The 15,941-nt window shown below is 50.5% G+C and carries 12 protein-coding genes; 9 read left to right on the forward strand and 3 right to left on the reverse strand.

Features of this window, described 5'->3' with window-relative positions; all coding sequences use genetic code 11:
• The first annotated feature begins 148 nt into the window (after positions 1 to 148).
• The 6 genes from IPK01_14165 to IPK01_14190 all read left to right on the forward strand — a co-directional run bounded on the left by IPK01_14165 (position 149) and on the right by IPK01_14190 (position 9,045).
• Complete coding sequence (locus IPK01_14165) at positions 149 to 2,752, forward strand: PD40 domain-containing protein (protein MBK7934584.1); 2,604 nt, start codon at positions 149 to 151, stop codon at positions 2,750 to 2,752.
• Positions 2,753 to 3,034: 282 nt separating this feature from the next.
• Positions 3,035 to 4,000, forward strand: a complete 966-nt coding sequence (locus IPK01_14170) for a branched-chain amino acid transaminase (protein ID MBK7934585.1) — start codon at positions 3,035 to 3,037, stop codon at positions 3,998 to 4,000.
• A 112-nt stretch (positions 4,001 to 4,112) separates the two neighbouring features.
• Positions 4,113 to 5,642 carry a fused MFS/spermidine synthase gene (locus tag IPK01_14175; protein MBK7934586.1) on the forward strand — a complete coding sequence of 510 codons (1,530 nt, stop codon included), beginning with the start codon at positions 4,113 to 4,115 and terminating at the stop codon, positions 5,640 to 5,642.
• Positions 5,643 to 6,471: 829 nt separating this feature from the next.
• A complete protein-coding gene (locus IPK01_14180) occupies positions 6,472 to 6,864 on the forward strand; it encodes a hypothetical protein (GenBank protein MBK7934587.1) in 393 nt (130 codons plus the stop codon).
• A gap of 5 nt (positions 6,865 to 6,869) precedes the next feature.
• The gene (locus IPK01_14185; GenBank protein ID MBK7934588.1) at positions 6,870 to 8,474 is read left to right on the forward strand and encodes a hypothetical protein; all 1,605 of its coding nucleotides are present in this window, start codon (positions 6,870 to 6,872) and stop codon (positions 8,472 to 8,474) included.
• Positions 8,475 to 8,637: 163 nt separating this feature from the next.
• A complete protein-coding gene (locus tag IPK01_14190; GenBank protein MBK7934589.1) occupies positions 8,638 to 9,045 on the forward strand; it encodes a hypothetical protein in 408 nt (135 codons plus the stop codon).
• Between the two features lie 16 nt (positions 9,046 to 9,061).
• On the opposite strand, the gene IPK01_14195 is transcribed toward IPK01_14190, so the two are convergent.
• Entirely contained in the window at positions 9,062 to 11,476 is a 2,415-nt protein-coding gene (locus IPK01_14195) for an LPS-assembly protein LptD (GenBank protein ID MBK7934590.1), read from the reverse strand.
• Positions 11,477 to 11,664: 188 nt separating this feature from the next.
• On the opposite strand from IPK01_14195, the gene IPK01_14200 reads away from it, so the two are divergent.
• A complete protein-coding gene (locus IPK01_14200) occupies positions 11,665 to 13,020 on the forward strand; it encodes a sigma-54-dependent Fis family transcriptional regulator (GenBank protein ID MBK7934591.1) in 1,356 nt (451 codons plus the stop codon).
• A 3-nt stretch (positions 13,021 to 13,023) separates the two neighbouring features.
• On the opposite strand, the gene IPK01_14205 is transcribed toward IPK01_14200, so the two are convergent.
• Positions 13,024 to 13,515 carry a hypothetical protein gene (locus tag IPK01_14205; protein ID MBK7934592.1) on the reverse strand — a complete coding sequence of 164 codons (492 nt, stop codon included), beginning with the start codon at positions 13,513 to 13,515 and terminating at the stop codon, positions 13,024 to 13,026.
• 154 nt (positions 13,516 to 13,669) lie between these two features.
• Here IPK01_14205 and IPK01_14210 point away from each other — a divergent pair, with 154 nt between their 5' ends.
• Together IPK01_14210 and IPK01_14215 are read left to right on the forward strand one after the other, a co-directional pair.
• A complete protein-coding gene (locus tag IPK01_14210) occupies positions 13,670 to 15,349 on the forward strand; it encodes a methylmalonyl-CoA mutase family protein (protein MBK7934593.1) in 1,680 nt (559 codons plus the stop codon).
• A 73-nt stretch (positions 15,350 to 15,422) separates the two neighbouring features.
• Complete coding sequence (locus IPK01_14215; protein ID MBK7934594.1) at positions 15,423 to 15,521, forward strand: four helix bundle protein; 99 nt, start codon at positions 15,423 to 15,425, stop codon at positions 15,519 to 15,521.
• A 141-nt stretch (positions 15,522 to 15,662) separates the two neighbouring features.
• Here the strand turns inward: IPK01_14215 and IPK01_14220 are convergent, their stop codons facing one another.
• Entirely contained in the window at positions 15,663 to 15,935 is a 273-nt protein-coding gene (locus IPK01_14220; GenBank protein MBK7934595.1) for a hypothetical protein, read from the reverse strand.
• Positions 15,936 to 15,941 lie beyond the last annotated feature (6 nt).

The following is a 15,941-nucleotide window of genomic DNA, read 5'->3' on the forward strand; positions in this document are numbered from 1 at the left end:
TCATGCACTTGCTTGCAGAATCATGGCTTAAAGCTTAAAATTTAACGTTTTGGGTGCCAGTTGTAGATTGTATTAATTTTTTTGGTTTTTTGGTCATTTGGAGGAGTTTGTGACGCTTCGTCTTACTTTCCTATCTATTCTTATAATTGTGTCGTCATTTGCAGGCATTGCGTCTGCTCAGGTCGATTCGGTGCTTGCTCAGATCTCAAATTCTGAAACTGAATCGTTCTCCGGTGGGATGAGCGGCGACGGCAGGTTTGTTGTCTTTGAATCGCGCGGGAATATTGCGACTGAGAACCCGAGAAATTCGGATAATAATAGCGAAATATTCATATTCGATTATGCTCAGCGCAGAATATTTCAAATTACCGATACTAAGAGCGTTCTCAGTGACCCGAATGGAGGGATCACATTCAGCAACGTCCGTGTTGAAATAGTGAACACCCGTCCGGTAATAAGCAATGACGGAAGATGGATCGCGTTTAGTTCGAACGCTACCATAGCCTATCCAGGCGATGGCACCAATCCTCCGGTTATCAGCTCGACGAACCCAAGCAATTTTGACGGCAACGCTTATACATCTCCAACACCAACGCCTACGCCGACCCCAAGTCCCAGCCCATCTGCAACACCAACTCTTGGCGACAATCCGCTCACTCGTGACGCAAATCTCGAAATGTGGATCTACGAAGTTCCTGCTTTCGCTCCGGTTTCGGATATGTCGACCGGTGATGAAATTCCGATCACGAACTTGGCGGGCGGAACATTCTTGCGTGTCACTAACACGATCCCCAGTCAATTGCCGCGGGCAGGAACGGCAACCACCGGTGCTTTTATTGCTGATGATAATCACGATGCTAGTATCAGCGATGACGGTTCGGTGATCGCATTTGCATCTACCCGTGATCTTGTAGCTGGCGGGAATTCATTTCCTGCAGACGACAATGAAGAGATCTTTACATTTGTTCGCAGCGGGATGCCTCCAGATCCGTTGATCGGAGGCGGGGGTACGATAAGACAGGTTACCCAAACCCCAAGGGGAATAATATCGAATCCGATATATAACAAAAATCCGTCAATCTCCGGGAATGGCGTGCGCGTAACATTTGTCAGTACGGGAGACAATCCGATCATTGGAATGACGGGTGGAAACAATCCGTTGGCTAGCAGAAACGAAGAGGTCTTTTTCTCTGATCTGCTCGCAACCGGTGCCCCCGGAGCATTGAAGAAACAGATCACAGTTACAACGCCAACGACCGCCGGTGCCCCGGTGAATATTTTTGCGATCGGCAGGCGAATGAGCCGCGACGGCAGATACATTGCCTTCGATTCATACGCGGACCTGCTGACACCCGGCGAGAATAGCGGTAACAACTATACTTCGTTCGCCTTGTACCTATACGATACGACCACTAGCACGTTTCGGCGGATCGGACCCAGAAGCGATGCCGACTCTGCGGCTTCGGGCGGCGACGTTGCCCGATATCCTGGATTCACAGATACAGATGTGAACGGAACTCCGGCTACGCTCTTGCTTGAGACAAGAATGAATATTAAGGCCGACGGTACTATCCCGACGACTGAGAGCGACGGTCTAAATCCGGATCCTTCCCGTCCGACGCAATTGTATTCGTATTCCTTAACGGCAGCACCAGCAACTGCCACGTTTACGAGATTAACGAAGTTCCCCGTTCCATTTTCATTCATTGCATCGACTCAGGCTTTGCCGAGTAATTCGTCGCGTCGGATCGCATTCAATTTATCGTTGACCGAAGTCGGTACGGGTAACCCGGATCTTTCAACCGAGGTCTTTTATCTCTTGACTCCGGCCGTGACGAATGTGGCGGCGGTAACGACAACCTTTGCTACCGGTGCTACGCGAATTCCGGTATCGCAGACGGTGGTTCCAACTCCAACGCCGACTCCAACTCCGAGTCCGACTCCAACTCCTAGCCCTACACCAACTCCGTCGCCGACCCCGACTCCAACGGGAACGCCAACGCCGACTCCTACGCCGAGTCCGACGCCGCCTCCCAATACACCGCCAGCGGTGCATGGGATCGCACCCGGAATGCTGGCCTCTCTAAGCTATCAGGCATCGTTTGATCGGCCTGTGACCATTCGGGCGGCAACGGGATCTATCAAACGACGGTTTGAGTTGCCGATCGAATTGAGCGGCGTCACTTTGACTATTAATGGAGCAGCTTGCGGTTTGAGCTACGTTAGTAGACATCGAATTGATTTTGTCGTACCTCCGGGCACACCGTCAGCTGTGGCGGGGACAACTTATCCGCTGGTTATCAATAATAACGGCGTCGTTATGAGAACCACGGTCACGATAGTTCCGGCAAGGCCCGACATCTTTAACATCGCAAATATCCCGGCACCTGGCGGGCGGGCGCGTGTATTTAATGTCACGAACCGAATACACACGGGTGAGCCCTTCAATGTTACAACCCGCCGCATTCGACCCTTCGGCAGAACTCCGACGGTACTTCGTGTGTATCTGACCGGCGTTGCAACGTCGATCAGGTCTAACACGACCATTCGAATAGGAACGAGGACCACGACGGGAACCGTTGTGACAGGTGATGCAACCCTATTTGATACGGGCATTTACTACATTGACTTCACACTTCCTCCGGATATGGAGGGCGTCGGCGATCAACCGATAATTGTGACGGTGACGATCGAGGGCGTCACATTCTCGTCTCGATTTGATGACACGGCATCGTTCATCAATATTCTCTGATGACGAATGAACACGATAAAAAGAGGGCGGGCTTTTGGCTCGTCCTTTTTGTTTATCGGATCTCGTTATTATCGTATTAGAGTTGGTTATTGTTGCGATTAACCGATGGTTATAATATCCTAAGGTCATACAAACAGACCGACGGAATAAGGTGTGTATCGATCAATTTACAGAATGTCGCCCGTTTTCGTGATTTCTTACCATCAGGGCGAAAGAATCAAACAAATACATTTTAAGATCTAGGAGCAATTGCATAATATGGCCGGACAAGACGTGAGCACGATGAAGATCTCATCGAAAGTATGGAAGAACGGTGAGTTTATTGATTGGAACGACGCAAAGATACACGTCATGTCGCACGTCGTCAATTACGGTTCCAGCGTATTCGAAGGTATTCGCTGTTACGAGACCTCAAAGGGCTCGGCAGTATTCCGTCTTACGGAACATATGCAGCGTCTCGTCAACTCAGCGAAGATCTACCGTATGAATTCGGCGTTCACTCGGGATCAATTCTGCGACGCCGCTGTCGAGCTGATTCGAATCAGCGGTCTCGAACACTGTTATTTGCGGCCCTTGATCGTACGAGGCCTCGATAACGACAAGCCGTCGTTCGGCGTAAACCCGTTTCCTGCTCCGATCGATTCGTACATTGCAACATGGCAATGGGGCAAGTACCTTGGCGAGGAAGCGATCGAGAACGGCATCGATGTATGTGTGTCGAGTTGGACACGCATCACCACAAATTCAATGCCGGCAATGGCCAAGGCCGGTGCGAACTACATGAATTCGCAGCTTATTAAAATGGAAGCCATCCTTGGCGGCTTTTCAGAAGGCATTGCCCTTGATGACCGAGGTTTTGTTTCCGAGGGATCAGGTGAAAATCTCTTTATCGTAAACGGCGGCAAGCTTATCACACCGCCGCTCGGAGCGTCCGTGTTGCCGGGCATCACCCGCGACTCGGTGATACAGATCGCCAAGGAACTAGGTATCGAAGTATTAGAATCGAACATCCAGCGCGCTGCACTTTATCTGGCTGACGAAGTATTCTTCACCGGCACTGCGGCGGAGATCACACCGATCCGCAGCGTAGACCGCATCACAGTTGGTGCTGGAAAACGTGGGCCAATTACCAAAGTACTTCAGGAAGAATTTTTCAAGATCATCGATGCGACGCGCCCGGCACCGTTTGGTGCTGAGTGGCTGACCTTTGTTCACTCTACGGACGAAAAAAAAGTAGCGGTAGCATAGAAGGTGCGTAAATCCGTTGATCGACGGGCACCTGCGACGCCCGTACAACAATTTCAAAAGCACGGAGCGGGCTTTGCCTGCTTCGTGCTTTTTTGTGTAGGCTTTAGTTAAAATGTCTGAAAAACTTGTTCGTCAGGGATTGCTCGATGTCACCGTATTCGTATGCGGCGGCGTAGTAATGACCTATGAGATCATTGGCTCGCGAGTACTGTCACCATTTATTGGAGCGTCGACATATGTTTGGACGAGCCTGATCGGTGTCATACTTGGCAGTCTCAGTCTCGGTTATTGGCTCGGCGGCCGCATGGCCGATCGAAAGCCTGATCTTCGAATCCTTGCGTCTGTGATCTTCGTGGCGGGCGGACTTATTTCACTGACGGTCTTGATCAAAGAGATCGCGTTGTCATTTGTCGCCTCAGCACCCGTCGGCATTGAGCTTCGGTCATTACTAGCTTCACTTTTGCTTTTCGCACCGGCCAGTATTTGTCTAGGTTTTGTCACTCCTTATGCGGTGAAATTGCGAATGCTATCGCTCGCCGACGCCGGAAAAACTGTCGGCAGACTATATGCCCTTTCGACAGTTGGAAGCATTCTGGGCACGTTCCTGGCGGGCTTTGTTCTTATACCTTTCATCGGCAGTGTACGGACGTTATACGGCCTTTCCGCATTGCTTCTGTTACTATCGCTGCTCCTTGTGCCATTTGTGATCTCGCGGGCAAAGATCGGTGTGATTGTGGTCTTTCTATTTTCGATCGTCTCAAACGAAGCGAGCGTGATGCTTTTGCGGCAAGCAAATGACCTGCACGATATCGATACCGAATATAGCCGCGTACAAGTTTTTCGCACGGCCGACCCAAAGACGGGCCGTCCGATCGAGGCTCTCGCTACGGACCCGTATTTTACTCAATCGGCGATGTTTTTCGACAGCGACGAACACGTATTTGATTACAGCCGATATTATCATTTGACAAGGCATTTCAAGCCCGATTTCCGAGAAGTTCTGGTGATCGGCGGAGCCGGATATTCTGTGCCGAAGGACTTTTTGCGGCGTTATGAACTAGTAAATATCGACGTTGTCGAGATCGATCCGCAGATGACGCAGATCGCAGAACGGTTTTTCAAATTGAAAGATGACCCTCGGCTCGACATCACTCATGAGGACGGCCGTACCTTCCTTCGAAGGACCGAACCGGCCAAGTATGATGCGATCTTGATGGACGCTTTCGGTTCGCTTTTCTCAGTTCCATATCAACTTACGACCGTCGAAGCCGTTACCGAAATGCGTCGGGCTCTCCGCGACGACGGTGCCGTCATATTCAACCTTGGCTCATCGATCGAAGGGCCCGCGAGTCGATTTTTACACGCAGAACTCGCCACCTATCGCGCGGTCTTTCCCAATGTTTACCTGTTCAAGGTGAATGCCGACTACGCCGACGAACGGCTTCAGAACCTAATTATCGTCGCGACAGCTTCGCAGGTCGCACTGGATCTCTCAAGCGCGGATTCCGAGATCGCTTCCCTGTTGTCGCACGCTTACTCGACCGAGCCGCGAACGGACGCCGCGATCATAACCGATGACCTCGCCCCGGTCGAATACTACAACGCGATCGCACAAAACATCTTCTTAAAGTCACTTCGATGATCGAATTGCAAAGGAACTTGTCTAATAGCTTTCCCCACCGGTTACACCTAATATTACGTTCGGTTGCCGAATTATCCTGATCGGTGACCCATTGGACCCCTTGGATGACGCGAAGCGAAATCAGTGACAGCATGTAGATCCTCTAAGGACCTGATCTCAATTTCGACAAATTCCGCCCCTTACCGCCACTACGTCACCCGCCGCCCATTCACCTGCTCACGCATTACTGCGAATCCCAAACACCTACACCGCTCAGTTCGCCACCAGTTCCCCAACAACTTCCGGCGACAAAGCCTAACACCTACGATCATCGCCCACCACCAAAATCGCCCACAAACCACCGCTTTTTTTCATCTTTTTTTAGTCCATTCGATAAAAAGTGAAAAAAAATGCAAAAAGTATGAAAGTTTTTTGCCAAAAAACCCATATACCCATGAACAAGCAATTTTTTTGAGAAGTTAAGCAATATCCGAGGACATTCTCTCGGCCAATTGCCATCGCTGACCAGAAGTTTTTCCAGGTCTCCGGAGCTTTTCCCTTGGTCTCTCACAATCGGGTAAAACATGATCGTCAAAACCCATAAGCAGTACCTCACAGAGCGTTCACCTAACGGAAGTCCCGTCAGCCCTGTCGCTCACCAAAGTGATTCTAAGGGCTCCCGTTGTCCGGCGAATTCACGAAAAAGTATTCAGCCCGAAAAACTGCGACCCGTCCTCAACCATCGACACTTCGCAGTCTTTCCAAAACCAAAAGATCAAGGGGAATTTAGTAGCTTGACCCAAAGGCACGCGCGTGCCTTTTTCCATAAATCATTAATTAGGAGAAAAATATGCCAGAGAATATAGCAGAACTCTCCGCGAATGGCGGACAGCCGGAAGTGGAAATTGTTATTGGACAATTACAGCGAGGCGATCACTCAATTATTTTGCTTGATCGAAACGGTGAAAATGGGGTGATTGTTGGGGAAACAAATAATGGTATACCCGTCGCCTATCGTTATCAGATTCCAAAACCATTATCAGCGTTAGACGGAAGTGAACTGAGGTGGAATTGCATCATTGGCACAATGAGCGGCGGAGAAGAAAATGCTTCCGTAACTGTAAGAATTATTCAAGATGATCAGGTCGTTTCAGGCGGTACAATTGTTACCCGTAAGAAGATAGACGGCCTCGGTTTGATCGACGATAAGGTGAGGTTAAATGTGTCAGGAAAACTAAGATAACGTTAATGATGTCTCCAATTTTGCTTTTACTATTTGCCCTACCTGTGCTTTCGCAAACTGAAAAGATCTATTTAGCCCCAAAACCGACCGCGCCTGTAGCATGCGGATCACGCATTAATGCTGCTTCCGGCAGATATGAAGTGTTTATCCCTGACAGGTACGTTCCGACACCAGTCAGTTCCCGGGCAGTATTTCTTGGCGGAACTGAGAAGATAGGAAATGATAATTTCAAGATCGTTTCCTTTGTCTTTACTCCCGGGAGCGAGATTCCCTCGTGTACACAGACCCAAGTGGGATTTGAAATTGGATTTTCTGCCGGCAATACGCCTGTTACCAATTCAAATCCGCAGACAAATCCGCAGACCACTCCGACTCCGGCACCGACACCTTCCACAATAACCGCTGTTGAAGTGGCGGAAACGACTAAGAAAAAGAATGAGGAAGCGAAAAAAGATGCGGCGGATCTCAGCGTGCCGGATTCTCCGGGGTTTACGATTTTGGGGCTTACGCCTCAAACCGTAATTCGTCCTGGAACGCCGCGTGAATTTGCGACAGCCCTCATTAACAGTCTTGATGAAAATGGAAACTTTCAAACCGGTGTAGCAATTGACACTGCTCCATTCTTGCTGTTGTTCGGAGACGATGTAACCTTGGGCGAGTATCGTGGAGGAATAAAACGCGATGCTTCTGGGAATATGGTGCGAGATCCTTCTGGGAACATAATTTGGAATAAAAATAATCCCTCGGGTTATTTCACTAGGATGCTATCCAGAACTCAGTTTTCACTGGCAACCACCAAGGGCACCACGGAGGATGATAAATCCGCAAAGATAGCAGCAGGTGTTCGTTTCACCTTATTTGATTACGGCGACCCTAGATTAGATGAGAAGCTAGACCAGTGTTTTGACAGAATAGCGGCGTTAATCAGGACTCAAGCAAAGCGTGAAGTACCGGATTGGTTTGCCAGTGCCGCTGGTGATGAACGGTTTAAGGCAGTTCTCATTCGCCTGATTGAAAACAACAAAACGGACTATAAAAAATGCGTTGACCAATCCAAAGAGCGTAATTTCGCAAGTTCGAGTTTCACCATAGGCGGTGCAGGAAGTTGGATCAGTCCAACCGGAGACAGCGGAAAATTCACTAACAATGGGTTTGGCTTTTGGGGAACATTAGCCTATGGCTTTGAGGGAATTGCCGGTTTAGATTGTTCAAAGAAGCACGAGAAAGCTGGTGACGGTCCTTCCAAAAGATGTATTAAACCCCAATTAGTATTTCATTTCCGACGACGTTCTCAAGAGTCTGTTCCAGACCCGCTCAATACAGGACTATTTACAACCAGAGATTACAACCTATTCGGAACTCGCCTTCGCATCGGGGTTCCGAAATGGTCGGTTAATTTCGAAGGAGTTTATAGAGCAGAGCGGTATGCTGGTCGCACATCTTCGAGCAGCATTGAGGCTTCTCTGGGCGCCGACTATAAACTCGCGTCAAACCTCTATCTAAATTTTTCGATCGGCGGGGCGACGAAGGAAAGTAATATTCCGGGCGGAGGCAAGGTTTTCGTGCGAACCGCTTTTAATTGGGGAACGTCGCAAAAGCCACTTGACTAACTGTAATGTTATTCGAGCGGTATTTGGCTCGTCGGGAATGGTTTTGGGCGAGTTTCACAGACAGGCCGCACTACCAGTACGCGACGGGACTTAGCATCTCGCAAGATCGTGCCAGGTTCGAGGCAGGTCAGCCGATCATTTGATCGACATTAGGAGGATTAAGGTGATTACCGATTTTGATACGTCCGGCTACATTGCCGATCTGGAGCAGCTCAATATGCCGGAACGTCAGATGGTTGCAGCGGAAACCGTAAAAACGCTTGGAGCAACCGAAAAGAAATCAACGATAGTTGATGCGACAAACTCACTTTCCGATACGGACAAAAAGGAGGTGGCAGCTCGAATTGAGGCGGGACTGCCAAAGCCAGACGGGAAAACCAACAACTGGATCTGGATCTTGGTTGTCAGCGCGTTTGTCCTCGTTTTCGTCGGGACGGCTGCTTCAATGGTCTACAGCCTGCTTGGCGAGGGCGAAAAGGCTGCGGCATTTGATAAACTGCTGATCATTTTCACCACAGTTGTCGGGTTTCTCGTCGGTCTACTGTCACCCAGCCCCGTGAAATCGTCATGAAGTCTGACCAACAGTTCTACCTTAATCCCTGGCCGAATTGTTCGGTGCCTACGGTGCCGATTCCGTTTAGGCGAAAGGAGAATGTCAGGCGATTTTCTTGGCGGACGCCGATGTTGAAGGTTGAATATTGAAGTGCGAGCGAGCAGCAATCGTAGGCGTAGCCGACAGTGTAGAGCGAGCTGATGAGCGGCGTTAGGCCGGCGGCACGGCGGTTTTCGAGATCGAAAAAGAGTGATGCTCCGCCGTAGGGGCCGCGGTCACGGCTTCCGATGAATATTGACGGGCTCCATTGGGCTCCACGGAGCGTCCCGGGTTCGTTGCCAGCGACGTTTGCATATTGAGCAAGCGATGGTATCAGTGTTACAGCCCGCGTGTAATAGAACGTCTGAAATAATTTGAACAGCTTGCGGTCGTAGCCGAGTGTCGCAGAGATCGCCCTTACGCCGTCGCCCTGTAAGCCGACGTCGATTCGGGTACTTGCAAAAATGGTCTTTTGCGGGCGATAGGTCGCGTCGATGCTGAGCGGTGAAAATCGTCTCGGAACACCCCCAAAAGAATAAAAACTAAGTGCGGTTATAGGCTCGATCTGGTTTCGCCTGCCTTGATTGAATGCCCCGCCAAAGGTCTTGTCAAAAAAGTATTTTCCGCGGATCGTCAGGCTGAATATCTCATATGGCTGCACCGAAAGAGCGTTCGGCTCGCCCACACTTTTCTCAGCCAAAGCCTTTCGGGCATCGTCGGTGACGGCCTCGCCATATTTGCGAGTATAAAAACGGTTGGTCACGCCGTATTCTATTTCATTGGTGTCGGTCGCGGTGTCAATATAGTCAAACCTGATGATCTTATTGAAATTATCGATGCCCTTAACATACCGATAAGTCAGAAACGGTTCGATTACATGGCGAAAACGGAACGCTTTGTTCTTCCCGTAAAAGTTCCTTGCCAACGCCACAGGCCGGACGTCAAACTCAAACTGACCATACTTCCTGATAACATCACGGCCGATGACCCGTCTCATATCATCGAACGAGTTTGAATAATAGGTAACGCGAGCTGCGGCTGTCGCCGTAAAGTTGAAATACTTCGTTCGAAACGGCACCGTGATCTGCGGATAAATATCGAATCGCTGACCCAACGCAGGCGTAATGGTCGGGTTGCTGCCGGTCATCTGGGTGTATAACGTGCGGTCGTCCACGTCTTCGCGTCGCGACACGCCGTCAAGACTCGTCTTGAATGAAAAATAAACGTTATCTAGGAACGAAAGTCTCGAGGGCCGCTTTTCAAAGCTGACACTAGGCAAATTTCGCGTTTTCACCCGAACGTTCGGGATCGATATCACCTGAGAACGGGCGAGAAAATTGAGCGTGTAATTATTCCAGCTTTTATTGACATAGACCTGCGAAACTTCGATCGGCGAGATGATCTGTTGGATCCCTTCCGTAAAGACCTGCCGGAAATCAAGATTTGAGGTCAGACGAATGTCCGCAGATGCGGTAAATCCGTTCGAGAAATAATGCACACCCTGTGCGTATACGATCGAACCGCCCTGGTCCGGATGCTCAGCATCGGCCTTTGCACCAAAGATGCGGTCCTTAACCGCAAAAAAGCCGAAGTCGAAATACGAACGCGAGTTCGCACGCGTCCTGACGTCGAGCCCGTAACCGACACCGCGACCGCTATAGATATCTGTGCGAAATGTAACGTCCGCCGACCTGCCGAGCGTCAAAAAATACGCCCCAGAAAGAGTAAAACCCTTTACCTGTGAATAGCCTACGGTCGGTGTAAGAAACCCGGAACTCCGGTCGCGCTGTTTGATCGGTACCGTTGCATACGGCACGACCATGAGCGGAACTCCCTTTATGCGGAATTTCGCGTTTCTCAACTTCACTTTATCGTTCAGAGTGATCGTTGCCTTTGACGACGTAAAACTCCATTTCGGCGTCGCTTCGTCGCAAGCGGTGAACTCGCCCTTGTAAACGACGATCACATTGAGAGCGGTCTTCTCGACTCGTTCTGCAGTGAAATATATTACGGTGCCGTCGTCGGTCTGGTTTGTAAAACCGGTCGAATCTTCGAACACTCCGAGCTTTGTCTTGTAATTCCACACCGCTTTGGCACCCGTGATCCGTTGGTCTTCGCCCTGATCAAAGATGACGCTGCCGGTGGCCTCCATCTTATTTTCGGCCTGATAAATCACCACTTTCTCTGCCTGGAGACGGTAGATCCCGTAGCGAACGTCAACGTTTCCTTCATGCGTGACGATACGCTTTCCGCCTTCGCCCGCGACCGATTGACGGTCGGAATAGACCACGACCTCGCCGTCGCCGCCTTCGGGCTCGATACTCGCTTTCTTTTTGGGTTTTGGTGCCGCTATGTTTCGTTCAGGCGAGATCGGATTAATGTTCGGGGTATCGGTGATCGGGTTCGCCACCTGCCGTTCGACGGGGTTCGTTTGCTATGAAAAGCCGACCGCGGAAAGTAATACGGCGAGCAATATTGGGGTGATCAGCTTTGTAAACCGCATTGTATCAACAAGATAATATTTGATGCTAACACGAACTCCGATGAACAATAAAACGGTATGATAGACTTAATTTTTGCAAAATGCCGCCGCTGATTATGACGAAGCCGAACATCCTCGTAGTCGAAGACGAAGAGCTGATGCGTACAATACTGCGACAGCTTTTGACCGACGCCGGTTATTCAGTGCTGACCGCGGACAGTGCTGAAACTGCCATTGAGTTATTTGCGCAGAAAGAGATCGCGGTTACGCTGACCGATATCAAAATGGCGGGCGCTGACGGATTGCAGCTGCTCGATCAGATCAAATCGCTCGATGCGGAGGCTGTCGTGATCGTCATGACGGCCTATTCGTCGGTCGATACGGCAGTCTCGGCACTGCGAAAAGGAGCTTATGACTATTTGACAAAGCCATTTGTCAACGAAGATCTGCTTCAGACCGTAAAGAATGCCGCGACTCAGCGGCAGCTATTTCACGAGAACCGATTCCTTCGCCGTGAGATCAAAAAGAAATATAACTTCGCTGAGATCATCGGCAAAAGCGACGCGATCCAAAAGGTTTTCGAATTGGTAAATAAGGTCGCCGATACAAATGCGAGCGTGTTGATCCAGGGCGAAAGCGGAACCGGAAAGGAGCTGATCGCTCGCTCGCTGCATTTCAGCAGCGGCCGAACTGATGGCCCCTTTCTCGCCATAAATTGCGGTGCCTTGCCTGAATCACTGCTCGAAAGCGAGTTGTTTGGGCACGTCAAAGGCGCGTTCACAGGCGCTGTCAGCGAAAGTAAAGGGATGTTTCGATCGGCATCGGGCGGAACGCTGTTTCTTGACGAGATCGGCGAGATGTCACCGGTCTTGCAGGTAAAGCTGCTGCGGGCTTTGCAGGAACACGAGGTAACGCCGGTCGGCTCCGCCATCGCGAAACAGTTCGACGCCCGAATTATCGCCGCGACCAATAAAGATCTCGAAACCGAGGTCTCCGAGGGACGGTTTCGCGAAGATTTGTATTATCGGCTAAATGTCCTGCAGATCACGGTGCCGCCGCTTCGCGATCGCCGCGAGGACATACCGTTGCTCGTCCGGCATTTTGTGGGCAAAACATCTAAGAGTAAGGATGCTGTCGGAATAAGCGTTTCAAAAGAGGCTATCTCGGCACTTTCCGGCTACGATTGGCCGGGCAACGTTCGCGAACTTGAGAATGCGATCGAACGAGCTGTAATACTCTGTACCAGTGAGATCACTGTCGATGATCTGCCTCAAAAGATCGCCGCAGCTGCAGCCGGAAGGTTTGAAACCCGAGATCCGGACGGCTTTCGGCCAACACTTGAGGAGATGGAACGCCGGTATGTCACCGAGACCCTTACGTCCGTCGGAGAAGACAAGGCAAAAGCTGCAGAGATATTGGGGATCGACCTGTCGACGCTTTACCGGAAATTGAAACGTTATGATGAGCTCTAAATCCTATTTTGCCGAAACATCAAGCACGAAATAATCAGTATTATCGATCCGCGTGACCGAGCCGTTTTTGTAAGGTTCTTGAAGAAAACTGCTTGCAGCGTATGATTTTCCGGAAAGGGTATCGTCGCCGCTCATTGAGCTCTGGGCTATCAATTCGGCCGGAAACCATGATTCTGTAGAGATGGTGGCAGGTTGCGACGGGCGGCTCTTTTCAGCTTCTGCAACAAGCCTGGCCGAATCGGTCGGCATCAGGCGAAACACTGCCACCAGTTTCTTATTGGTCTCATCTTCTTTCCAAACGATATCATCGGTTTCGTAAGGAATATTGATGAGTACGCCGAGTTCCTCGACGTTCGTTTTCGCAGCCGAATTGGCCCGATTCGCGGACGATGGACGATTCGCATTTACGGCATTATTCGAACCATTTCCACACCCGGCAGATATCGCGGCGAGTATCGAGATAATTAACATTGCGATCAGCCGCCTTTTTGCCATTTGCCAATTGTAAGCGTACATCTGCCAAGTTGGCAATATAGGATCGGTTCCTTTACCTCCATTTCGGCCGCGGATGGAGGAATGCCGGTCTTGCGTACTACGGTATATCAACTTAAACTATCGTTTGAACTATATTTGATCGGCTCATAACAGAATGAATACAACGGAAGCAAAATCAGCAGCAAGTGAAGCCCAGGCAGAGGTCGAACGCTGGGAAAGCGAGACACTTTCACCGGTTTTGGCACGCACGCCGGAACGTAAAACGTCGTTCGAAGGCATAAGTCTCGAACCGGTCGAACGGCTATACAGTGATGCAGATGTCGAGGACATTAGCGAGGTTGGATTCCCCGGCGAGTTTCCATATAAACGAGGCATTCATCCGACCGGCTACCGCGGCAAGCTGTGGACAATGCGACAGTTTGCGGGGTTTTCGTCTCCTGAGGAGACGAATCGGCGGTTCAAATATCTGATGGCTCAAGGCCAGACAGGTTTGAGCGTGGCGTACGATCTGCCGGCTTTGATGGGCCTCGATTGTGATTCCCCGCTAAGCGAAGGCGAGGTTGGGAAATGCGGCGTTGCCGTGTCTTCACTTGCTGATTTCGAGGTGTTGTTCGATGGCATTCCCCTCGATCAGGTGACGGTCTCGCAGACGATCAACGCTCCGGCACCGATCTTTCTCGCGATGTATCTGGTTGTCGCTGAGAAACAAAAGGCTGATTTCACAAAGATCTCGGGCACGCTGCAAAACGACATTCTCAAAGAATACATTGCTCAAAAGGAATGGATCTACCCGATCAAGCCGGCGATGAAGCTGGTCATTGACACCTTTGAATACACGACCAAACACGTACCGAAATACAATCCGATCTCGGTGAGCGGGTATCACATCCGCGAAGCCGGAGCGACGGCTTTGCAGGAACTGGCGTTCACGCTCCGTGACGGAGTCGAATATGTGCAGTATGGAGTCGATCGCGGGATGGATGTGGATGAGTTTGTGCCGCGTATCTCGTTCTTCTTCAACGCTCACAACGATTTCTTCGAAGAGATAGCCAAATACCGTGCTGCCCGCGTCGTTTGGGCTCGGACAATGAAAGAACGATTCGGAGCAAAGAATCCGCGGACAATGCAGATGCGTTTTCATACGCAGACGGCCGGAGTGTCGCTCACGGTCCAGCAACCGCTCAATAATATCGCCCGCGTCGCGATACAAGCACTTGCGGGAGTTCTTGGCGGTACGCAATCCCTGCACACTGATTCGTACGACGAAGCCCTTGCATTACCCACGGATGCCGCCGCTTTGATAGCACTGCGTACGCAGCAGATCATCGCCGAGGAAACCGGTGTCGCAAATACAGTCGACCCGCTCGGCGGCAGTTGGTATGTCGAGTCGTTGACACAAAAAATGATCGACGGATGCATGGACTATTTTGAAAAGATCGACGGTTTCGGCGGCATGGTCGAGGCCGTCGAGGCCGGATTTCCGCAACGGGAGATCCAAGAGTCAGCCTATCAATACCAAAAAGCGGTCGAACGCAACGAACAGGTCATCGTAGGCGTCAACAAATACGCCATGGACGAAGGCGAATCGACCTATAAGATACTCCAGATCGACGAAAGCGTCCGCGACCACCAGCTTCTCCGAATGGAACACGTCAAATCCGTCCGCGACGCGGGTGCCGTTGCCATTGCCCTAGAAAAACTAAAAACGGCTGCAAATTTGAACGACAACACAATGCCGTCGATCATCGAGGCCGTCGCCGCATACGCTACGGTCGAAGAGATCTGTGTAGCCTTGCGGGATGTGTATGGAATTTATGAAGAACCGGCGTTTTAGATCTCATACAGCCCTCAGCTATTAGCCATTAGTTTACAAGCTCGTAGCTGAAAACTGTCGCCTGGTCGAATAAATCGCTATACAAGATTTCAAGAATCTCAAAGTCTGGCAGAAAGCGCATGAATTAGCTCTTTTAACTTATCAAATCACGGAAGATTTCCCGAAAGAATAATGGTCGGCCTTACCGTCTTTGTCAGTATCGCGAAGTACGATCACCGAATTCGCCCTTGAATCAGCCACAAATACAGCGCCAGTCGGAGCTAGTGCCATTTACCGCGGATATCGAAAATCACCTTCGGCAAATACATTGCCCCTAAACCCTTTTGGCACCTTCAGCTATGCATTCTCGGGTCTGAGGGAGTACCTTTGATCCCCGGCGAGCACTTTCAGTATGAAAGGGCGAAGGCAACTTCCCTGGATCGACCGAATGAACCGACGGCTTCTCAACATTTACGATCTCGGGCAGCTTCGGCGGAACAAATGCCAGCGTCGCGGTCGGAGTCGGCGTCTGGGCACATACTGCGGTTAAGAGCATGAACAACAATAAAGCGGCAGCGGCGCCGTTTTTGATATACTGTGGTTTCATATTAGG

Source organism: Acidobacteriota bacterium, assembly GCA_016713675.1.
Lineage (GTDB): Bacteria > Acidobacteriota > Blastocatellia > Pyrinomonadales > Pyrinomonadaceae > OLB17.